This is a genomic window from Patescibacteria group bacterium, from assembly GCA_004297735.1.
Taxonomy (GTDB): Bacteria; Patescibacteriota; Saccharimonadia; order UBA4664; family SCTI01; genus SCTI01.
This window is the reverse complement of the sequence record SCTI01000001.1, coordinates 73,828-94,929: the sequence shown is the minus strand read 5'-3', so window position 1 is coordinate 94,929 and position 21,102 is coordinate 73,828. Positions and strand designations below refer to the sequence as shown.

Genomic DNA, 21,102 nt, shown 5'->3' with positions numbered 1-21,102 from the left:
CGTTACCTACAGGGGAGTCGTTAAGGAGTTCGCGATTATGTACGAGGCGCTCATTGAGGGTAAATGGCGGTTAATCATCAAAATTGATAACGCTCATGGCCAAGCTCCTCACATCCACAGATACCATCCAAGGCGTGGTGAAACTGTACATAATTTGCCCCATATAAATGCCAATGAGGCTCTAACTTGGGGCCAAGAAAACATAGAGGAAAGTTTTCGAGATTTTAGAAGAATCTACGAGTTAGCATTAAAGAGAAAGTAGGTATACTATGAGAATGAAAATGAGCACACGAGAATACATCGATAAAAACATCCGCCTAATCAAGGAATTTGATACATACCTCCTTGATCATCCGGAACTTTATGACGACATTCCAAACAAGGCTACTGTTGTAATTACGGTTGACGACGATCAGGAATTTAACGCAGAAAGCCTTCGGATTGGCTTCCTGCGGAAAGCGAGGCGGCCTCTGGTTGAAGCAAGAAAATCATCCCAAAGTTGGAGTATTAGAGCTTTAACTCCTCAAGCTGCGTAGCTAAACGCTGTATGTCGCGCGGGCAACCACACCTTCATTAACCACCTGTTTGAGTCGGCTAATCAGGTCGTCATCAACCTGCACGGTGACCGGTAGCTTAATTTTCTTGGGTGGCTCGCCAGGCATGATTAGGAATACTGGATCGGTTCCCGGGGCGCCGGCAATAATCGTTTTAATACTAGTCAGCACCTCGGTACTTGAAATCTTATTTAGCTTAATCATCAGCGCAGTATTCTTAGCTGGAGCCTCGCTCACAACCGATGCCAGCTCCGGTGCGCCTAGCGGTACGGCCCCAATCATCTCACCCTCTACCTCCTCCTTTGGCACCCCGGCGCTGCGCTCAAATACGATCTTAAGCGCGTTGGGCTTACCACTTGGCTTGTAGGCCTTGGCCTTGTCGTAGTCGATCACCTTGGCCTCATCAACCATAATCTTAATCTCGCCGCCGGGCTTGCCGTCACGATCTTTGGTGTTGATTTTGCCATTAACCTCAACCACTGTGTCGGGCTGCCATAGCTCGGGGTTTTTTTCGTAAGCCTTGGGGAAGACGATTAGCTCCAAATCACCACTTTTGTCTTCGATCCCAACAAAGGCCATCATAGCGTTGTTTTTGGTGGTGATCTTACGCACCGTGGTGATTAAACCGCCAACCTGAACCGACTTGCCCTCATGCTTGCCGGTAATTAAGCCCAGGGGTACCACCTTGTCGTTTAAGTAGGCGGCATAATCGTCTAACGGATGGCTCGACAGGTATAGACCAATTAGCTCCTTCTCCCAGGCCAGCTGCTCGCGGTTACTAACGGTGGTTGGCGGAATGTCCAGCCGCAAACCAGGCATGTCATCCTCCATGCCGAGCGAACCAAAAATGTCGATCTGGCCGCTAAGAGCATGCTTTTGGGCTTTAGAGGCATATCCGGTGATGGTGTCGAGGTTGTAGAGTAGGGTGCCGCGTTCGGCGCCAAAGCTATCCATGGCGCCCACCTTAATTAAGGCCTCCCATCCCTTACGATTGACCTCTTGGGCGTTAACCCGCTTGGCAAAGTCCTCGGCGGTCTTAAATGAACCCTTGGTTTCGCGCGCGGCAATGATTGCTTCGATCGGGCCAACTCCCAGGTTCTTAACCGCGCTCAAGCCAAAGCGAATGTCGTTGGTTTCCGGCATGACGCTAAACTCAAGAAAGCTGTGGTTAACGTCCGGCGGCAACACCTTAATACCCATGCGGCGGCACTCGTTGATCTCCATTGAGATCTTATCGATGTTGTCGGAGTTGCTGGTCATGAGCGCGGCCATAAAGGCGCTGGGGTAGTTTGCCTTAAGGTAGGCGGTCCACACCGCGATTAGCGCGTAGCAGGCCGAGTGACTCTTGTTAAAACAGTAATCGGCAAAAGCTTCGAGCTGGCCCCAAAACTTTTCGGCAAAGGCCTGACTCACCTGGCTATGCTCAACCATGCCATCAATGAAGGCGGTCTTCATTTTGGCCATCACGTCGCGCTTTTTCTTACCAATGGCCTTACGCAAGGTATCGGCCTGACCACCGGTAAAGCCACACATATCCTTACTGATCTGCATAAACTGTTCCTGGTAGACCAAGATGCCGTAGGTATTACCCAACGCCGCCTCCATGCCTGGGTGATCGTACCGAACCTCCTTGCGACCATGTTTGCGGTCAATAAAGTCATCAATAAACTGCATTGGGCCGGGACGATACAGCGCCACCATCGCCACGATATCATCGAACTTGCTCGGCTGTAGGGCTTTAAGGTAGCGCTTCATGCCGGCCGACTCCAGCTGGAACACGCCGGTAGTATCGCCACGGCTAAACAGCTCATAGGTTTTGGGGTCGTCTAGCGGGATGTCGGCGATGTCAATGTTTTTGCCGTATACCTTTTTAATAATTCTTAGCGCGTCATTAATGATGGTCAGGTTGGATAGACCCAAGAAGTCCATCTTAAGCAGCCCCAAGTCCTCAACCGGGTTCATTGAGTACTGAGTACAGATACCGCCCTTTTGAGCGCGCTGCAACGGAATAAACTTTACAATCTCATCGGGCGCGATCACCACGCCGGCGGCATGAACGCCGTTGCTGCGGATGGTACCTTCGAGCTTTTGGGCCAGATCGATCAGATTTTTAGCACGAGGGTTGCTGTTGTACTCTTCGCGCAACTCCGGATCATCAACCACCGACTTTTTAAGCGGTATGTGCCGCCCCTGAACCGGCTGTGGCACCTTTTTAGCGATTGCATCAACCTCAGCGTAGCTCATGCCCAGCGCCCGACCGGTATCACGCACGGCGTTGCGAGCCGCCATGGTGCCAAAGGTGATGATTTGAGCCACTCTGTCCTGCCCATACTTTTCGGTAACGTAATCAATCACCTCGCCTCGACGAGTATCTTGGATATCAATATCAATATCCGGCATGCTAATACGATCGGGGTTGAGGAAGCGCTCAAACAGCAAGTCATACTTCATCGGGTCAAGATCGGTGATGTTCATCACGTAGGCCACAATTGAACCGGCCGCCGAGCCACGCCCTGGACCAAAAATAATGCCCTGGTTCTTACCCCAGTTAATAAAGTCGGCCACAATCAAGAAGTAGCCCTCGTAGCCCATCTTGTCGATAACCTCAAGCTCGTAGTCAAGCCGTTCTATCAACGTCGAATCAAGCTGTTTGCGCGCCTTAGCCTCTTCTACCAGGTGCATGTCTTCTTTAGGAATGTCGCCGTAACGCCACATCATTCCCTGCCAGCACAGCTCGTGCAGGTACTGCTTTTCGGTCTTGCCATCGGGGGTCGGGAAGGTCGGAATCAAAATCTTGCCTAACTCCAACTCGACCTCACAAGCCTCAGCAATCTTTACCGTATTGCTAACCGCTTCCGGCACGTGCTCCCAGCGCTTAGCTATCTCTTCGGGGGGAGAGATAAACAGCGCCATGTCCATCTCCATCCGGTCGGTATCACCAATGGTTTTGCCGGTTTGAACACACAGTAGGATCTCGTGGGCCTCGCGATCGTCGCGGCAGGTGTAGTGAGAGTCGGCGGTCACCACCAGTGGCACTCCGGTTTTTTTACTGAGCTCAATCAGGGCCTTGTTGATCCGGATTTGCGGCTCCCACTCCTCGTGGTCCTGCAGCTCCAAGTAGTAGTTATCCTTGCCAAAGGTGTCGCGGTACCACTCAATGGTGGCCTGAGCCTCATCCATAGCGCCATTCAAAATGTGGCGCGCTACCTCGCCGCTAGCACAGCCGGACAGCGCAATAATACCTTCATGCAGTTCCTCAAGTAGCTCGCGGTCAACTCGTGGCTTGTAATAAAACCCCTCTAGGTGAGCCTTGGTCGACAGCCGCATCAAGTTTTGGTAGCCTTTTTGGTTTTTGGCGAGCAGGATCAAGTGATACGGATTGGCGTCGGCCTTGCCGGTTTTATCGTGCATTCGCCGCGGAGCCACATACGCCTCAAGTCCAATTATTGGCTTGATGTCGCGTTTTTTGGCCTCGCTGTAAAACTCTACAATGCCCGACAACGTGCCATGATCGGTCATCGCAATCGCGTTCATACCTAATTCTTTAGCGCGATCCAGCATCTGCGGCACCTTTTGCAGGCCATCCAGTAAGCTGTAATGGCCATGGTTATGCAAATGCACAAATTGCGTGGCTGACGACACTGATTTAGGTGCCGCCTCGGCAGTTTTTGTACTCACGTATCTCCCCTATCTGACCTAAGTATACCACCGCTTAGCATAAGCGGTTAAGTCTTGAAATGAGCCGCTATTGTGTCACTGCTGAATGGTGTTACCGGCGCCTTGCAGATACTCACCGACCACCGGTAAACCACCCAGCATATGCAGCACCCACACCACAAAGGCTACAATCAAGGTCGCGCCCAAAACCGTGCCTAAGCCGGTAAAAATCCCGCGTACAAAAGCGCTGCGTAGCTGACGGCGCGGATTGCCCAGCAGATCCAAATAATCGTTGATCAACATTCCTTCAATGGTTCGACCCAGTTTTTCGTAATCGGCAGCGGTTGGTTTTTGCGGCTTATCGGTCATTGTTTTTGAACTGATCACTTGCCTTATTCTTAGCTGAGCCAACAATCTTTTTGGTGGTTCGCTCTAGCTCGCTCAACACCGCACTTCCTTCATTTAACAGTCGCTTGGCGTCGGTCATGGCGTCGCTATGAACCTCTTTGCCCTCTTTGGCGATACGTGTTGCCGAATCCTGTAGGTCCTGCTTGAGCAGCTCGGCTCGCGTAATTAGGCGCTGGCTTTCTTCGTAAGCCTCGCCGTGCAGCTCCTTGGCGGCAATCTTAAGGTTGTCGATCCGCCCATCAAGCTCTCGCTCAAGATCTGCAATCTTAACATCGGCGTCACGCACCACCTTTTTAGCGGTGTTTTTAATATCGGCCTGCGTCTCTTTGCCACTCTTGGGCGCCAGCAGCAACGCCGCTACCGCTCCGATCGCGGCGCCAATCATACTGCCCTTTAAAAATCCCTTGCTATGATCCTTCACCTTTACCTCCTTTGCCATCGCTATTTCCTCTTAAAACCGTTCTTAATGCTACGAGCCACTACCGACGCTACTGCCGAAGCCGCCGCCGGTCCGACGCTCTTACCAAAGTACTTCATAAACTCGCTGGCACTGGTGGTGGTTTCGTCCAAGCGCTGAGTGATGTGGCGGATGTTGGTTAAAATCTTAATCGCAATCGAAACGGTAATAATGGCCATGATTAAAAATACGGCAAAGCCAATACCTAGAATCGTAACCAAAACCGCTTGTACATCTTGCATAATTGGTACCCGTTATAACCTTATTATCCCGCTTTTTTGGGTGGCTGGCAAGCCTGGATACCGTTACTTACAGCTTGCGGTCGCGTTTTTTAGTAATCAGTACGTATGCCTTACGCTCAACGACTGAGTTGGGCAGACTATGAACGTGCCCGCTAGCGTCCTTAATCCGAGTCCGGCGCATATCCATACCAATAATCTCCCCCTCAACCGGCTCCTCACCGGCGCGAACAATGTCGCCAATCGAAAAGTTACGATCACGCGCCAAATAAATACCAGATATGATGTCGCTGATTAAGGTTACCGAACCATTACCGATCGCCAAGCCGGTAGCGGCCACCGCTGCCGAAAAGATAAAGGCGACATTGCTCAAGCCCAGCGATTGCAGGAAGACAATCACCAAAAAGATGAGCAGCAGGGAGTTAAACAGCGACATGATAATGCCCTGCAGGCCCTTGGGTACATTAAACTGATTTATCAGCCACCGCATCACCCAAGAAATAATTCGAATAGCTACAACACCAGCTAGCAATATCAAAATAGCTAGCGGTATTTTGGGTAAAATCTCGTTTAAGGCCTGCGTAACCGGATCAAGTAAGCTTTCAAATGATAGATCGAGTGAAGTCACCTAGCTTCCTAACTTTTTCTTTAGTATATCATTAACCATTGGCGGATTGGCCTGTCCTTTTGAGGCCTTCATAACCTGACCTACCAGAAAGCCCAGGACTTTTGTCTCGCCAGCTTTAAGCTGCTCCCACGGACCGGGATTGGCGGCAATAACCTCATCCACGATCTTCTCGAGCTCACCGGTATCGGAGTTTTGGAGGAGGTCGTTTTGATCCGCAACTACAAGAGGGTCTTCATCTATATCCCATAACCTCTCGAGTAAAATCTTAGCGTTGGTCGAGCTAATCTTGCCTAAATCGATCAGCTTAGCAACTCCCGTCAACGTCGTTACATCAACTGCGGATTCGGCGAGGCTTTCATTTTTATCATCCTCGAGCCTAATACGATCTCCAATCAACCAATTAAATGCGAAATGGGCGTAGGCAGGATTTTCAGCCACAACTTGTAGCCAAAAGCGAGAGGCCTCAGGGTCGCCAATAAGCGCCTCCATCTCATTTGATTTAATTTTAGCTTCCGCGAGAGCTTCACGTATATCTTTTGGCATTATATTGAAACCTCCCTTAGCCTCACCGAGCATCTTCTCCGTAACCACGAGCGGTGGGATATCCGGCTCTGGGAAGTAACGGTAGTCATGTGCCTCTTCTTTGGAGCGCTGGCTGAAGGTCACATTTTTATTCTCATCCCAGCCGCGAGTTTCCTGAATGATCTTCTCACCCTTATCCAGCAGCTCGGTTTGGCGCTTGGTCTCATACTCAACCACTCCGGCGACAGCGCGGAAGGAGTTAAGGTTCTTGCTCTCGGTGCGAGTGCCAAACTCTTTGCTACCAATCGGGCGTAAGCTAACGTTTACGTCAAAACGCATGTTGCCGTAATACAAGTTGGCGTCGCTCACGCCGGCGTAGCGCATCAGGTTATACAGCTCCTGGGCGTAAGCCTTAGCCTCAGCCGCACTGCGCATATCCGGCTCGCTGACAATCTCGAGCAGTGGAGTACCGGCGCGGTTGAGGTCGACCAAGGAGTAGTCGGTGCCGGCTGGGTGAGTCAACTTACCGGCATCGGCCTCCAGATGAGCTCGCGTAATGCCAACTCGCTTGGTTTCACCGTTGACTGGGAACTCAACGTAACCCTTCCCCACGATTGGCTCATCGAACTGAGTTATCTGGTAGTTCATTGGACTGTCGGGATAAAAGTAGTTCTTGCGGTCGAACTTAGAGTGGAACTCTGTAGTGTTCTCATACGCATTGAGTGCATGGCCGGCCTGCAACGAGAGATCCACCGCTCGCTTATTGAGCACCGGTAGCGCTCCAGGCATACCGGTACATACCGGGCAGACATACTTATTTGGAGCTTCATCTCGGGCGTCGTTATTACAACTACAAAACAACTTAGTCTTAGTTCTCAACTGCACGTGAGTCTCAATGCCGATAACGACTTCGTATTTACTCATAGTGCCCCCAGATCTTTAAGGCCTTGGCGGAAGTCGGCAATGGCCTCGCGGGCCATGCTTGGAACCAGGTCGAACTTGGCCTCGTGCGCCAAGGCATTGCGCAGCTTATGAGCCCGCCAGATAGCATTAATGTCGCTAAACCGGTCGCCACCGCTCTTAAGCCGTTCGCCCATAGTCTCACCAGGTACTCCAGACTGCTTGAGCACATAATCAACCAGCTTATCGGCCTCGCTGACGGCGTCGCGCAAGCTGCCCCCGCCGCTGGCCATACCCTCGATGGCCACCCAACGAGTTTGCACAAACTCTTTGTCGACCGACCCGATCCGGTTGGCGTAACGACGTTTACCGTTGCGCTTTTTCGGCTTTTTAGACTGGTCGGCACTGATTACAGCAATCAGCAACAAGCCAAGCGCTAAGGCCGCGATTAGCATCCAAATCATAGCGTCACCTCCTTAGCGGAGTTTTCACCCAATAGCTCTTCAACCCCTACGGCTGAGCCAAGTAGCTCTCGCTCGCCCAGTTGTGGGCCAATCAGCTGTAAGCCCACCGGTAGGCCATCAACCAAGCCGCTTGGTAGACTGATCGAGCAACAACCGACCAGGTTCACCACCACGGTGTAAACATCCGACAGATACATCGATAGCGGATCGTGGTTTTTTTCGCCCAGCTTAAAGGCCGGTGTTGGCGTGGTTGGCCCAAGCAGCAAATCGTAGCGCTCAAACGCCTGGTTAAACTCATTTCGTAGCACGGTGCGAACCTTTTGCGCCCGTTTGTAGTAGGCATCATAGTAACCGCTAGATAGCACATAGGTGCCGATCATAATGCGGCGCTTAGCCTCGTCGCCAAATCCCTCATTGCGACTTTTAAGAAAGGTGTCGTGCATGGTGGTAGCATCCTTTGAGCTGTGACCATAACGAATCCCATCGTATCTGGCCAGGTTTGAGCTAACCTCGGCTGGAACCAAAATATAGTATGCAGCCAGGCCCAAATCGGTCGATGGCAGCGAAACCTCCTCGACTACGGCTCCCGCCTGCTTCATCTGCTCGGCGGCCTGCATAATTGAAGCCTTTACCTTTGGATCAATTCCTTCACCCAGATACTCCTTTATCAAACCGACTTTTTTACCCTTAAGGTCGCCTTTGATCCGAGTGTAGGATTCCGAATCACGCTCAATGGTAGTGGCATCGGCTGAATCTTGGCCGGCCATAACATCTAGCACCAGCGCCGCGTCTGCGACCGAGTTGGTCAGCGGACCAATTACGTCTACCGAGCTACCCATCGCCACAACTCCATACCTACTAACCAAGCCATAGGTTGGCTTGAGCCCAACCGTGCCGGTAAAGGCCGCTGGCTGACGGATTGAACCACCGGTATCGGTACCCAGCGCAAAGCAGGCCAGACCCAAGGCCACGGCGGCAGCTGAGCCACCGGAGGAACCGCCCGGAGTTCGCGTTGCATCGTGCGGGTTTTTGGTGGGGCCAAAATCGCTATTTTCGGTTGAAGAGCCGTGCGCAAACGCATCCAGGTTGGCCTTACCAACCATGACTGCTCCCTCATCCTCCAACCTCTCTATAACGGTTGACTGATATGGCGCCTTGAATGGCTTTAGGATGTTGCTAGAAGCGGTGGTATGCGTACCCTTAGTTAAAAAGTTATCCTTGGCGATATAGGGAATACCGGCTAAGCGGCCGACCTTGTCGCCCTTTTTAACACGCTCATCAATCTCTTGGGCGCGCGCCAACGCCTCCTCGTTCTTTTCGAGGATGGCGTGATGATCTTCGGCGCCGTCAATCGCTGACAGGCTGGCTTTGACCAACTCAACCGCTGTTAGCTTGCCGGCTTGCACCTCACCGGCCAACTCGGCAATTGGTCGCTTAAGATCGGCCACTATAGCACCCTCTTTACCTTAAACTGTCCGTCTTTCCAATCGGGAGCATTGAGCTTGAGGTCATCATGAGACAGACCGGGTTTAACCTCGTCCTCACGCCATACATCCACTAAACCGGTAACCTGGTCGGTTGGTTCTATGCCACTAACATCAACTTTTTGTAACTGTTCAACGAAGCCAACGATTTGATCTAACTCGCGCGCAAAGTGATCAATTTGATCCTCGGCCAAGCCAATATGGGCTAATTCAGCGACGCGGCGAACCTCGTCCGGGGTAATTTTCGACATAAACATATTGTACCTGATGGCAGCCAGATTGAGCAAAGGGTTGACAGTAAATGGCACTTAGAGGCAAAATGAGTGAGTCTCGAGCGAGCACCGAGTTCTTGAACAGCTCCCGGCCACTCGCCCGACACCTCGATCAGCACCCCGGGGAGCCTCTCCCAAGAGCCGCCCCGGGGTGCACAAAACTTCACAAGCGTGCCCGCCCAGCGGGCCTCCCAGGGGAGGGAGACGCTCAGGTGGTGTCGGTCGATTCTTGGACTTGTCCTTGCATCGCCGGCACCACCCGGGTCACCAACTTACAGCCTAGGCTTCGCTTAAGCTACGCGCTACTTCGGTAGCGCTTTTTTGTGCATTATTACAATAATTTATATAGTTACCACCAATTGACAACATCAATCAATAAGCCTATTGTAAAAATACTTCCGTGCGAGGGAACCCCCACCCATCAAGCGGACGTCCCCAAAATCCTTGTGCAGCCAAGGGAAAGAGAATGCCAGGGCAAAACCCATCGGGTCTCTTGCTGTCGGAGCTGCTTGCTGAGCGAGACGTAGGGTTGCGGGCGCAGGTCGCCGGTTGACCCACCACGCACAGTCAGGTCTACCCCCTAGACAACCGACAGCTTTCAACTTCTCGCCTAGTCCCTCCTCGCGACAATCCGGGCGAGATGCGGCGGCGCGAATGGTAACAGTTGCCCACTTCGGTGGGAAGAGTTCATACCATTTGCGTCGCCGCTTAGCTATTTAGGCCTTATAAATTGCGCGACTATAACAGCTTGTGCAGTTTCTGCTCATCAATTTGCTCAATACCCAACTTCTGAGCCTTGGTGATCTTACTTGCACCCGGATCATCACCCACCACGACATAGGTGGTGTCTTTGGTAACCGCATTTTGCAGCTTGCCTCCCTTGGCGGCTATTTGGGCGCCTGCCTCATCGCGACCAAAAGCCTCCAGCGTACCGGTGATTACAAAATTCATTCCGGTTAGGGGGCCCTCTACTCGCTGCACCGCCTGGGGATGCACTCCAACGCTCATCAGCTTATCAACCAACTGCTGATGACGCCGACTGTTGAGCCAGTCAAAAACGCTATCGGCTACCACCGCTCCAATACCCGGTACAGCTTGAAGCTCCGCTTGAGTCGCTCGCTGGAACCTATTCAACGAGCCAAAGTGATCGGCCAGGTCAAAGGCGGTTTGTTCACCAACATGACGAATACCTAGAGCGTAAATGAAGCGGTCTAATGCAACCTCCTTACGAGCCTGGATGGAGGCCACCAGTTTTTTGGCCGACACGTCCGCAAACCGATCCAATTTGAGCAGATCTGCCTCGCTTAATTTGAATAGATCGGCAACGTCCTTAATTACACCGGCGTCCAAAAAAGCATCGACGTTTTTTTCGCCAACGCCTTCAATGTCAAAGGCGTTTTTAGAGGCAAAATGGATTATTCGTTCGCGCTCAACCGCCGGACAGTCAAAGTTGATGCAGCGCCAAATCGCCTCCTTGGCCTCCTTGTGTAGCGGCTGCCCACAAATCGGACAGTTGGTCGGCATCACAAACTTTTTTTCTTTGCCAGTACGCAATTCAACCAGCGGCCCAACCACCTCCGGAATAATATCGCCCGCCTTTTGTACTATCACGGTGTCGCCAATGCGCACATCCTTGCGCGCCACCTCGCCGGCGTTGTGTAGGGTCGCCATCTGCACCGTTGAGCCTGCTACCTGTACCGGCTCGAGTACCGCAAAAGGTGTCGCCGCGCCGGTTCGGCCAACGCTTACCTGAATGTCTTTGAGCTTGGTGGTGACTTGCTCGGCGGGGAACTTATAGGCAATCGAGCCGCGCGGGGCTTTGCCAACCACGCCCAGCCGCTGGTACGCCGATCGGTCGTTGAGCGTAATCACCACTCCGTCGGTGTTGTACGGCAGTTCTTTACGCTTATCCTCCCACTCGCTCAAAAAAGCCTCTATCTGCTTGGTGCTTCTAAGCGTTTGACTGTGTGACTCAACCTTAAAGCCCAGCTTGGCTGCCAGCTCATGTTCGGCAGCATGTGTCGATATGCCACTTACATCGGTTGGTACGGCGTAAACATGGAAGCTTAGTTGCCGGGCTGCCACCAACTTAGGGTCAAGCTGGCGAATGGTACCGGCGGCGGTGTTACGCGGATTGGCAAACAGCGGTTTACCCTCTTTGGCGCGCTGTTGGTTGAGCCGCTCAAACACCTGCTTGTACATCAACACCTCGCCGCGCACTTCAAATCTACCCTGGTAAACCTGCTGTGGTACGGTTTTGTCCTGGCGCAACTTGAGCGGAATCGCCTCGATCGTGCGCAGGTTAGAGGTAACGTCCTCGCCCACTCGACCATTACCCCGAGTCAAACCTCGCACCAGCACGCCGTCCTGGTAAACCAACGAAGCCGCCAAACCATCCATCTTAATCTCGGCGTAGTACTCTTGGCGGAAACCGGCCCCGAGCAGCTTGCGCATGCGCTCCTCCCAGGCCAAAACCTCGGCGTGATCAAACACATCATTCAGGCTCAGCATTGGAGTTTGGTGAGGAGCAGACTCAAACTTAGCCAGCGGCTCGGCCCCCACTCGCTGGGTTGGTGAATCAGGCGTAACCACCTCAGGATGCGCCGCCTCCAGCTCACGCAACTCAACGTTTAGCGAGTCATACACCGCATCATCAACCGTGGGCGCATCTAAAACATAATACTGATATCGATATTCATTGAGCAGATCGCGGAGCTTAGCGGCTCGACGGGCCGCTTGATCCTGGCTCATCTACTTAAGTTCCACGTACATCTTATACAGGTACAGCGTACTGTAAGGTACAACCGTTACCACCACCAAAAACTGCACCAAGGCCGACAGCGCTTGAATCCCGGTCAGCGCCGCCAGAGCGACCAGCAACCCAGCCGGTATTGCCACGCTTACCGCCAAAATTGCCGCCAAGGCTAAGAGGCGAGCCAAGCTTTTGCGGACCTTACCCTTGGTTAGGCGATGACTTTGAATCAAGGCCTCAATCGGGCCTGCCTTGCCCTCACCAATCACAAAGGCACCCCACATCCCCTTGACCAGTAGCACCAGCCCAGGAATGGTAATCAATAGAGCCACGCCGCCAATAATCAGTGATTCAACCGAAGTTAGGGTTGAACCGGGCGCAAACACCCCAAACGACAACATCAGCAAACCAAGCATCAGCGGAATAGCGTATAGCAACATCAAGAATGAGAACAACACCAGGCGCACCAACAAAGTGGAACCCTGGTAGTAGGCCTGCCGAATCGTCACCTTCTTACTTTTGGCCAGCTGGATTGCGGCATAGATTAAAGCCGCGTTCATTGCCAGCTGAGCAAAGGCGATATAGGCCGAAATTGAACTATCGGCGGTTGGGTCAACCAGGTAAGTGCTGGCAAGGGTTGAAGGAATGCCGACCACCGCCGATATACCCAACAACAGCTTTAAATGCTGGCGACCTTGCTGCCAACTGGCCTTGGCCAGCTGCAACGGACTACTAAACTTTTGACTCATACCACATCTCCCATCTGTCTTAAGCGTGCCACTCGATCCTCGATTGGTGGATGAGTACTAAACAGTCCTGCTACCGCTCCGCCAATACCCTTGCCACCACCTAGCGGATTAGCGATGTATAAATGAGCGGTGGCCGACGAGGTCCGGTGCATTGGCTCGCCGTGCGATATTTTTTCTAGCGCCTTGGCCAAACCATCGGGGTAACGGGTTAGCTGCACCGCGGTAGCATCTGCTAAATACTCACGCCGACGCGAAATTGCCAGCTGAATCACCAGAGCAATTAACGGCGCTAGGATCGCTAGGACAATCCCCACTGCCAGCATCAATGGATTGGGGCTATCGTCATCTCCGTTAAACAAACTCACTCGAAACAGCAGGTCGCTAATAATCGACACAATACTCACCAGCGCGGTTACCACGCTCATTAGCCGAATATCATAGTTACCAACATGGGCCATCTCGTGCGCCAAGACTCCCTGCAGCTCATCCTTTTCCAGGCGTTCTAGCAACCCACTGGTCACCGCAACCGCGGCATGCTTGGGGTCGCGCCCGGTCGCAAAGGCGTTGGGCGAGCTATCTTCAATAATGTACACCTTTGGCATTGGTAAACCGGCGGTAATACTCAAGTTCTCGACCAGCCGATACAGCTCAGGAGCTTGCGACTTTTTAATCTCGCGGGCGCCCGACATTCCCAGCGCTATTTTAGCCGACAAAAAGTAGGTTACGATCGAGTACACCAATGCCCCAATCCCAAAAAAGTAAAGCAGCCCGGGACTATCGCTAATCACCCCGACCACATAACCCAAAGTCGCGATAAAGGCCACAAACAGAGCCATTAATAGCACGGTTTTACGCTTGTTCGAACTAACGGCGGTGTACATATTTAATCCTCTTGCTGTGGGGTAACCGGAATTGAGGTTGGGGCGGCTGGACTAGCCTCGTTTGGCTCGGGCGCGGGCTGCTCTTCTTCAGCCTCATCGACTGAGGCTGGCTCCTGCTCTGTAAAATTGTTTGAGCGCATCCGCCGCAATAAATCCTCTAGCTTCTGCGGCGCGGTACCGGTCTCAATGGCTGGGTAAATTCGATGCACCAGCTCCAGCTCGGTTGCCAAACGAATGGCCGGCTCCAGCGTTGCCGGCCGGCCCAGCGTAATATCAACCGCTACCGTTGCCGGAATCTCAACCACCGCTTGGCGTAGATGGCCAACCAGCACATTACGATCACCGTCGCTAAACTCCTCGCACAACCGTGTCAGCTCGCGCGACAGCTCCATCGCTTCTTGCCAGGCGTAGGTTTTAGTAACGTTTTCGAGCACTGCTTAACCGTTCCTTAACTTTTAGTTAAAACTTAACCGCCACCGGTTCATTAATTTCGGCTTGATTATCGGCCTCAAAAAACTCGCGTGGCTTAAACCCAAGCATGCCGGCAATTAAGTTGTTGGGGAACACTCCCAGTTTGATATTAAAGTCTCGCACGTTGGTATTGTAGAACCGACGTGACGCCTGGATCTTATCTTCTGTATCCACTAGCTCATCCTGCAGCGCCTTAAAGTTCTGGTTGGCCTTCAAATCCGGGTAGGCCTCGGCTACCGCAAACAAGCTTTTGAGCGTACCGGCCAACTGGTTTTCGGTCTCGGCCTTGGCGTGAACGTCTTGTGCGCCCATAGCCGCGGTGCGCGCCTTGGTTACGTCCTCAAACACCTTTGACTCGTGCTTGGCGTAGCCCTGGACCGTTGATACCAGGTTTGGGATCAAATCATAGCGGCGCTTAAGCTGCACGTTAATATCACTCCAAGCCTCTTCAACTCGCTGCTTGGCGGTAACCAAACCGTTATAAATCAAGATCAATGCGATCACCACAACCGCCACAATTCCTAAAATAATCCAAAGTGTCATTCGGCTACCCTTTATTTTGGCTCTATTGTAGCATTTTTGATTGGTTTTTGGGAGAGATAATTGCGAACTCGGCGGCCCTGACCGTTAAGCCAGAGCCGCCCGAAAGATTGAACTACGCCGCCACGACCGACGGGGGCGGACTGAGGTTCATGACCAGACCCGGGGCCACCGAACCAGGATCGACACCCGGCACACCGTAGAGGTAGTGCTCACGACCCTTGCTGTGACCGAACCGTAGACGGTTGTATTCCCGCCACATACCACTGTCCCAGGCGTGCTGTGTCGCCGCCTCGATCAGCTCATTGACTCGAGGATTCGTGAAGGTTCGGCGCAAAAGAGCCTCCTCAAAAAGCTCCTCTTCGCTGCGGGCCAGCCGATCGATCGTCTGCCAGTCGCCCGGATGCGGCCGTTCCATCACCGTCGACTTGTAGCGGCGGTCAAGCAGCTGCTCCCGGAAGAGCAGGTGATGACCCATTCGAATATCGGCATACAAGCCGGTCGAAGCCGGCAACAGGTTGAAGATCTCGACGAAGTCGACCGGAATCCACAACGCCTGGCCGCCCCACTGCTCTGGCGCGATGATGACCTCGTAAGGCGTCTGGCCACCGTTGTAGTACTCCCGTAGCTGACCCCAATTCTGGGGCTGCCTGAAGTGTCTCCAGATCGCCTCGACAAGAAGGTCGCCGAGAATGAGATCTGGCACCGGCACACCCGCGAGCTTGTAGTCCGCCGGCACAGCACCGATGTGATCGCCTGAACCACCGGTGTTCGGAGTGCCAAAGGCGTCCACCCCGACTCCGGACGGCGTCAGATGGAATTTCCTGGTCTGGAAGTCTCCCAGGCTGAGCGTGAACAGGATGTGGGTCGCCCCGCCCCCGTAGTCATGCAGCAGCCAGTCGAAGAGACGCAGATGCGTAACCTTGAGCCAAAGTCGTTCCTGCATTGTGCTCCACCAACTTTCTCTCACCTAGAATGTTAGAAGTAGCTCTACCTTAATACAACTACTGGATGCAAACAACAAAAACCATATAATTCCGTAAAACGACCCCGGCCCAATCGCCGGGGTCACTTGCCGTTATCCGACAGTACGAAGCTCGATGTGGAGCAGTCACCTTCTCGCCTTACCAGCCCCCATTCAATAAGCTGGTCTCGGCACCGAACAAGCGTCTCAAAATCACCGTCGAACAACTTAACGAGCTCGGTAAGCCGACGGCCGCAGCTGCCCGCTTCTTTAAGCTCATTAAGGATGAGCTGATGTCCTTCGGCCAACTCCGGCACACTCATGCGAACGCCAAGCGAACCCGAAACGCCAGATCCTTAGCCCAGAAGCTGGAATCAAAGAGGCGCCTTCGCAGCTCCTCGTTGCCGTACGGGAACTCCGCCTGGGACCACTCCATGCGCTCGTTGCTGCAGTTCATCTCGTAGACAAGCAGATTCAAGCGGGTCATCGGGCGCAGCAGCCTGGCCTGCAGCGGGCCCAAGTAGTCGGGGTGTGCGCGCCCGTCGTAAGCCTCCAAGCAAACCTCGACCGCCGCGGTGCAAAAGACATGCACCAACACGTTGTCAATCAGTCGTCGAATCATCTTCTTACCCATCTGTAGAAGGTTGATACTGATGCTTTATAAAGTACCATCAAATAAAATAATTGCAATCCTGGCGGCCTCACAGACTATGCGAGGCCGCCTTTCGTCACTCTTCTTCCAGCGGAACCGGGAACCATGGCTCGTCGTCACGCAGCGGCGCGTCTTCCGGCCCGGGGTCATGATCTAACCCGGAACCCACGTCAATTCGCTGACTCAGCCAATCGCTTACCACTTCGTGAGCGCGCCGGTAAACCAGCTCGGTCTCTGGACTGCAGCCTGCCGGCACGAGCGGTTCGCCTAGCGAATCAGGCTCATATCCGGCCACCTCCGCTGGACGCAGCAGTTCGCGCAGTCGCCGCAGAAAATCCTGACGCAAGTCGTAGTCGTATCCACCACCGTGCTTGAACATCAGCTCAAAGGCTACGGGATGGAAGCTGGGGTCCTGCTCCCGCCAAGCCTCCAACCGCTTCGTTATTTTTTCCATCTTGATAACGGGTGGAAAGAGCTCACCCTCTGAGTAGCGAAGGGTTGCGTGGTTATACACCAGGTACTTCTCTCTAACCAGCTTCTTGCAGTACGCCCTGAGAGACTGAGGCTTTAAGTTTGTCAGCAGTTCAAGCTCTTTTAAGCTTAGTGGTCGGCGCTGCTGATCTATCGCTACCAGGATTGCTTCGTAACCCTTATTCAGCTTAAACGCCATGTGCTCCACCTTCCGCGCTGTCAAAAACCGTGCCATTAGGCAGCGGCCTAATCTGCCAGTACTCAATCGCCGCCTGGTAAGCTGCTCGACGAACAATGTCAGCCGGGCATGATGGCTGAATGGCCGCCTGCTGGACAAGATGTTCGAGTGGATTTTCAGCCCGTTTAGTTTCGCCTATAGCTTGAGCGACAAATCCTCGAAACATTTTTTGCCCATTTTGAAACCGAAGTTGATTTTGCTGTGTGAGATACACCGCGACCACGTCGGCCTCGCCCTGTTCGTCAATGCTCACTCCAACTCGCCAAGCCTCCATGAGGCACAACATCTCTTCGGAAGGCCAACGCTTTGCTGGGTGACACTGATAGCCGACATCTTGTTTTACGATTTCGAGACTTACCAGATATCCAAGATCGCGTAACACGCTCATTCGGCTCAGGCCAAGCTGGGCGGCCAAGTCAAAGGGTTGCGCTGGATGCCGACCCTTCTTTTTGCGATCCCAAATCAGCAGCACAATGCGCCACTGATCTTCCGTGAGCCGGTAGCTCATGTGCTCCACCAACTTTCTCTCACCTAGAATGTTAGAAGTAGCTCTACCTTAATATATGCAGCCTGCAATCGCAATTAATGAATAATTCCTGGTGGGAGAGGAGGGACTCGAACCCTCAAGCCCGTAAAGGCAACGGATTTTAAGTCCGTCGTGTATACCATTCCACCACTCTCCCGGACAATATAATTAATGGAGGCACCTACCGGAATTGAACCGGTGTAAAAGGTTTTGCAGACCTCTGCGTAACCACTCCGCCAAGGTGCCATAAGCTTTTCGAGGAACTCCCAAATTATACATGGGTTCTAACCTGTTGTCAGCAACCCCAAATCGACTTGCGCAATTTGAGTCAATATGTCATTATACAGATACTGTTCCCAACTCGCCAGGAGGCAACATGCCCACACCGACGAGCAAAGCAGAAACCCGTAGCGAACGCCTCATCCGGCTGGCCATTCTGGCCGCCGAGGATCTCCAGACGGAGATCAAGCCAGATGAAGCGAGCGGTACCGACAACCAAGTCAGCTTCGTTTTCGAAATCGCGGGCCGAGGGACTGGCCGCATCATTGTGGGAGTGCCAGGTGACGAAATTCTCGTCTCTGGCACCCTGACTCGCGCCGACGGCATGCCGGTGCGTCTACACCGGGGTAACCGCCCCCAGTTCCTGATGACCGCCGATCTCTTCGACCGCTGCAGCGACACCAGCAACCGGCGTAGCATCGAACAGATGTTCCGCAAGCTGATCACCGCGGCCCACCCTCCCCGCAACAAGAAGCTCGAGGCCGAACTCGTCGCCGCCTAACCGCGGCTCACGCCACCCTCTGAACGGATTCGGAGGGTGGCGCTTCATTTTAACCAGCCAGGATTGATTATTGCCCCAATATTTGCTACTATTCCCTGGTCGTAATCGACCCGGGCGCTTAGCTCAGTTGGCTAGAGCATCTCGTTTACACCGAGAGGGTCGGGGGTTCGAGTCCCTCAGCGCCCACCAGTCCTTATTTTGCGCTATACTAAACTCATGCTTAAAGAGTTCAAACAGTTCTTACTCCGTGGCAACGTGGTCGACCTAGCCGTCGGTGTCGTTATTGGTGCCGCCTTTGGCACCATCGTGACCAGCCTGGTCGAAGACGTCATCACCCCGCTGATCGCCGCGGTTGGCGGCCAACCCGACTTCTCCGCCCTCAAGCTCACCATTAACGGCAGCGCCATCATGTACGGCAAGTTCCTCAACGCCCTCATCGCCTTCCTTATAATTGCCGCTGTTATCTTTTTTGGCGTGGTTAAGCCAATGAATCACCTAATCAACCGAGCCAAGCGCGGCCAGGAGGTCGGTACGGGCGAAAAAGAGTGCCCCGAATGCCTGAGTATGATCCCAGCCAAAGCTAAGCGCTGTAAGCACTGCGGCGTTAAGGTTAGCTAGTCTCCCAAAACTGTTGAATTAAACCGTTTTTTCCTCTAGAATACTGAGGTCATACCAGCCCTGGCGAGATAGCTCAGTTGGTAGAGCAGTGGCCTGAAGAGCCTCGTGTCCTCGGTTCGAGTCCGAGTCTCGCCACCAAATTACATGCGGGTGTAGCTCAGCTGTTAGAGCGCTTCCTTGCCAAGGAAGAGGCCCAGGGTTAGAGTCCCTGTACCCGCACCAGGAATTATTTGACGCTTCGGTGATTACATCTAGTATTCCACCGGTTAATCTTGCTTAAAAACCAACTTTAAAGCGTGATACAGTGGTATATTTATCTTGGAGGAAGCGGTATGGAGCCTTTTATCATACTTATAGGTATTTTCCTAATCCTAACAATAATAGGCTGGCTAATAGACTTATTCGACGAGTATGCTAAAAGGCGCCATGAAAAAAAGAAGTCACTTCTTACTAGAGAGTTATTGAAAACTAATTTCATTTCATCAACATCTCTAGCGGAGCTTAAAAAAGAGATTGAATCAATGCGTGACGAATATGTAAATTCGTACGAATACGAGGAAGCCAAAATTGCTAAAAGCATACATAGGATAAATAGGAGTTGTCCTGAATGTAAGACAGGCTATATGGTTAAAAGGGACGGGATGTATGGTGAATTCTTGGGTTGCAACAGATACCCTAATTGCTCATGCACCAGAGACAAGGAATGGGTAAACGTTACTGCTAAAAAGGACATTAAAGCCTATTATAATGACTTATTTATTGAAGATTTCGAAAAGGCATATAAATAATGGGGTACTACGAAGATGTACGGGCAGAATTGCAGCAGACAATAAGTGAATGGCATGAAGTTCGCGAACAAGCACAAGAATACTTAGAGCATATCCGAGACCAAAAGAAAGACTTAGAGCAAATTATAAAGGAGAGGCAGATTGGTTTTCCTACTTTAGCAAGTGCATTTGAGTATTACCAGCAACTTCAAGATCAAAATTTGGTTGACTTCTTAAAATACAAGCACGTACCCGCAGTTCGGGCAAGCGAGGTAGTCGCAAATATGGCGCGGGAAAGGAGAAGGGCAATCTCAGACAAAAAGATTCTTGAGTACCTTGTTGCGTACTATGAAAGTGTTGCCCCTTTTCTTATCGACCTCAAGGAAGAGGTTGACAATATATCCGAAGAAGATAGGAGGATTCTTGCGGACTACAGCGAGGAGGAGCTGGAAGATAAGGTTACTAATTATGTTTCAAAAAAGGAGTACAGAAAACTAAGCACCACGGAGAGGAATCAATTGGCTCTTGATAGATATTGGAGCAGGCCAAAAAGCAAATGGCAAATCGGGAAGATGTATGAAAGATACGTAGGCTATACTTACGAATCTAAAGGATATGAGGTTGAATATGTCGGCATATTCAAGGGGCTGGAAGATTTGGGCAGGGATATTATTGCAAGCAAGGAAAATGAAATAGTAGTCGTACAATGCAAGAATTGGTCAAAATTCAAAGTCATTTATGAAAAGCATATATTTCAGTTTTTTGGCACAGTTTTCCAGTATCGAGATGCAAATAAGGGCAGGTCCGTTAAAGCTGTTTTCGCAACATCGACAACACTATCGGATTTAGCAAAAAGATTTGCAAAAGAGCTAAAAATTGAATTAAAAGAAAACTTTAAAATGAACAAGAACTACCCCTGCATCAAGTGCAATATATCTAATAAGCGAGACAAGATATACCACTTGCCGTTTGACCAACAATATGACAAGGCAAAAATCACCCCAAAACGAGGTGAATTCTATGCCAAGACGGTTAAGGAGGCTGAGGATGCTGGATTTAGACGAGCTTATCGATGGAGAGGACCAGCACAAGCATAAGCTGAAATAT

At 52.0% G+C, this 21,102-nt stretch carries 24 protein-coding genes and 5 tRNA genes; 8 read left to right on the top strand and 21 right to left on the bottom strand.

What is annotated here, in order from left to right; translation table 11 throughout:
* Positions 1–281 precede the first annotated feature (281 nt).
* Positions 282–536, top strand: coding sequence for a hypothetical protein (locus EPO04_00610; protein TAK89596.1), 255 nt, complete (start codon positions 282–284; stop codon positions 534–536).
* On the opposite strand, the gene EPO04_00605 is transcribed toward EPO04_00610, so the two are convergent.
* The 21 genes from EPO04_00605 to EPO04_00505 form a co-directional block, all read right to left on the bottom strand.
* Positions 537–4,232, bottom strand: coding sequence for a DNA polymerase III subunit alpha (locus EPO04_00605; protein ID TAK89595.1), 3,696 nt, complete (start codon positions 4,230–4,232; stop codon positions 537–539). It lies immediately after the preceding gene.
* Positions 4,233–4,307: 75 nt separating this feature from the next.
* Positions 4,308–4,598: a hypothetical protein gene (locus EPO04_00600; GenBank protein ID TAK89594.1), complete on the bottom strand. Its 291-nt coding sequence runs from the start codon at positions 4,596–4,598 to the stop codon at positions 4,308–4,310.
* The gene (locus EPO04_00595; protein TAK89593.1) at positions 4,570–5,058 is read right to left on the bottom strand and encodes a hypothetical protein; all 489 of its coding nucleotides are present in this window, start codon (positions 5,056–5,058) and stop codon (positions 4,570–4,572) included. Before EPO04_00595 ends, EPO04_00600 begins: the two co-directional genes overlap by 29 nt.
* 2 nt (positions 5,059–5,060) lie before the next feature.
* On the bottom strand, positions 5,061–5,318 hold the full coding sequence (locus EPO04_00590) for a hypothetical protein (protein ID TAK89592.1): 258 nt from the start codon (positions 5,316–5,318) through the stop codon (positions 5,061–5,063).
* Positions 5,319–5,385: 67 nt separating this feature from the next.
* The gene (locus tag EPO04_00585) at positions 5,386–5,943 is read right to left on the bottom strand and encodes a mechanosensitive ion channel family protein (protein ID TAK89591.1); all 558 of its coding nucleotides are present in this window, start codon (positions 5,941–5,943) and stop codon (positions 5,386–5,388) included.
* On the bottom strand, positions 5,944–7,389 hold the full coding sequence (gene gatB / locus EPO04_00580) for an Asp-tRNA(Asn)/Glu-tRNA(Gln) amidotransferase subunit GatB (protein ID TAK89590.1): 1,446 nt from the start codon (positions 7,387–7,389) through the stop codon (positions 5,944–5,946).
* Positions 7,386–7,829 (bottom strand): hypothetical protein, encoded by a 444-nt coding sequence (locus EPO04_00575; protein ID TAK89589.1) that lies wholly within the window; start codon positions 7,827–7,829, stop codon positions 7,386–7,388. The genes gatB and EPO04_00575 overlap by 4 nt, the downstream gene beginning before the upstream one ends.
* A complete protein-coding gene (gatA, locus tag EPO04_00570; protein TAK89787.1) occupies positions 7,826–9,256 on the bottom strand; it encodes an Asp-tRNA(Asn)/Glu-tRNA(Gln) amidotransferase subunit GatA in 1,431 nt (476 codons plus the stop codon). Before gatA ends, EPO04_00575 begins: the two co-directional genes overlap by 4 nt.
* Before the next feature lie 20 nt (positions 9,257–9,276).
* Positions 9,277–9,570 (bottom strand): Asp-tRNA(Asn)/Glu-tRNA(Gln) amidotransferase subunit GatC, encoded by a 294-nt coding sequence (gene gatC, locus EPO04_00565; GenBank protein ID TAK89588.1) that lies wholly within the window; start codon positions 9,568–9,570, stop codon positions 9,277–9,279.
* Positions 9,571–10,323: 753 nt separating this feature from the next.
* Positions 10,324–12,336, bottom strand: a complete 2,013-nt coding sequence (gene ligA / locus EPO04_00560; protein TAK89587.1) for an NAD-dependent DNA ligase LigA — start codon at positions 12,334–12,336, stop codon at positions 10,324–10,326.
* Positions 12,337–13,086 (bottom strand): hypothetical protein, encoded by a 750-nt coding sequence (locus EPO04_00555; protein ID TAK89586.1) that lies wholly within the window; start codon positions 13,084–13,086, stop codon positions 12,337–12,339. It abuts the gene before it with no gap.
* Complete coding sequence (locus EPO04_00550; GenBank protein TAK89585.1) at positions 13,083–13,967, bottom strand: protease; 885 nt, start codon at positions 13,965–13,967, stop codon at positions 13,083–13,085. The genes EPO04_00555 and EPO04_00550 overlap by 4 nt, the downstream gene beginning before the upstream one ends.
* 2 nt (positions 13,968–13,969) lie before the next feature.
* Positions 13,970–14,401 carry a hypothetical protein gene (locus EPO04_00545; GenBank protein TAK89584.1) on the bottom strand — a complete coding sequence of 144 codons (432 nt, stop codon included), beginning with the start codon at positions 14,399–14,401 and terminating at the stop codon, positions 13,970–13,972.
* A gap of 25 nt (positions 14,402–14,426) precedes the next feature.
* Entirely contained in the window at positions 14,427–14,981 is a 555-nt protein-coding gene (locus EPO04_00540; GenBank protein ID TAK89583.1) for a LemA family protein, read from the bottom strand.
* A 112-nt stretch (positions 14,982–15,093) separates the two neighbouring features.
* Positions 15,094–15,924, bottom strand: a complete 831-nt coding sequence (locus EPO04_00535; protein TAK89582.1) for a hypothetical protein — start codon at positions 15,922–15,924, stop codon at positions 15,094–15,096.
* Positions 15,925–16,046: 122 nt separating this feature from the next.
* Positions 16,047–16,265 carry a hypothetical protein gene (locus tag EPO04_00530; protein TAK89581.1) on the bottom strand — a complete coding sequence of 73 codons (219 nt, stop codon included), beginning with the start codon at positions 16,263–16,265 and terminating at the stop codon, positions 16,047–16,049.
* Positions 16,262–16,576 carry a hypothetical protein gene (locus EPO04_00525; protein TAK89580.1) on the bottom strand — a complete coding sequence of 105 codons (315 nt, stop codon included), beginning with the start codon at positions 16,574–16,576 and terminating at the stop codon, positions 16,262–16,264. Before EPO04_00525 ends, EPO04_00530 begins: the two co-directional genes overlap by 4 nt.
* Before the next feature lie 94 nt (positions 16,577–16,670).
* A complete protein-coding gene (locus EPO04_00520) occupies positions 16,671–17,264 on the bottom strand; it encodes a hypothetical protein (protein TAK89579.1) in 594 nt (197 codons plus the stop codon).
* Positions 17,254–17,811 carry a hypothetical protein gene (locus tag EPO04_00515; GenBank protein ID TAK89578.1) on the bottom strand — a complete coding sequence of 186 codons (558 nt, stop codon included), beginning with the start codon at positions 17,809–17,811 and terminating at the stop codon, positions 17,254–17,256. Before EPO04_00515 ends, EPO04_00520 begins: the two co-directional genes overlap by 11 nt.
* Before the next feature lie 89 nt (positions 17,812–17,900).
* Positions 17,901–17,986: transfer RNA gene (locus EPO04_00510), tRNA-Leu, on the bottom strand.
* A gap of 15 nt (positions 17,987–18,001) precedes the next feature.
* Positions 18,002–18,075: transfer RNA gene (locus EPO04_00505), tRNA-Cys, on the bottom strand.
* A gap of 130 nt (positions 18,076–18,205) precedes the next feature.
* On the opposite strand from EPO04_00505, the gene EPO04_00500 reads away from it, so the two are divergent.
* The 7 genes from EPO04_00500 (at position 18,206) to EPO04_00470 (ending at position 21,092) form a co-directional block, all read left to right on the top strand.
* Positions 18,206–18,610 (top strand): hypothetical protein, encoded by a 405-nt coding sequence (locus EPO04_00500; GenBank protein TAK89577.1) that lies wholly within the window; start codon positions 18,206–18,208, stop codon positions 18,608–18,610.
* 112 nt (positions 18,611–18,722) lie between these two features.
* A tRNA-Val gene (locus tag EPO04_00495) sits at positions 18,723–18,799 on the top strand.
* Between the two features lie 27 nt (positions 18,800–18,826).
* The gene (gene mscL / locus EPO04_00490; GenBank protein ID TAK89576.1) at positions 18,827–19,228 is read left to right on the top strand and encodes a large conductance mechanosensitive channel protein MscL; all 402 of its coding nucleotides are present in this window, start codon (positions 18,827–18,829) and stop codon (positions 19,226–19,228) included.
* Positions 19,229–19,290: 62 nt separating this feature from the next.
* A tRNA-Phe gene (locus EPO04_00485) sits at positions 19,291–19,366 on the top strand.
* 8 nt (positions 19,367–19,374) lie between these two features.
* Positions 19,375–19,450, top strand: a tRNA-Gly gene (locus EPO04_00480).
* Between the two features lie 110 nt (positions 19,451–19,560).
* On the top strand, positions 19,561–20,016 hold the full coding sequence (locus EPO04_00475) for a hypothetical protein (protein TAK89575.1): 456 nt from the start codon (positions 19,561–19,563) through the stop codon (positions 20,014–20,016).
* Positions 20,016–21,092: a restriction endonuclease gene (locus EPO04_00470; protein TAK89574.1), complete on the top strand. Its 1,077-nt coding sequence runs from the start codon at positions 20,016–20,018 to the stop codon at positions 21,090–21,092. The genes EPO04_00475 and EPO04_00470 overlap by 1 nt, the downstream gene beginning before the upstream one ends.
* Positions 21,093–21,102 lie beyond the last annotated feature (10 nt).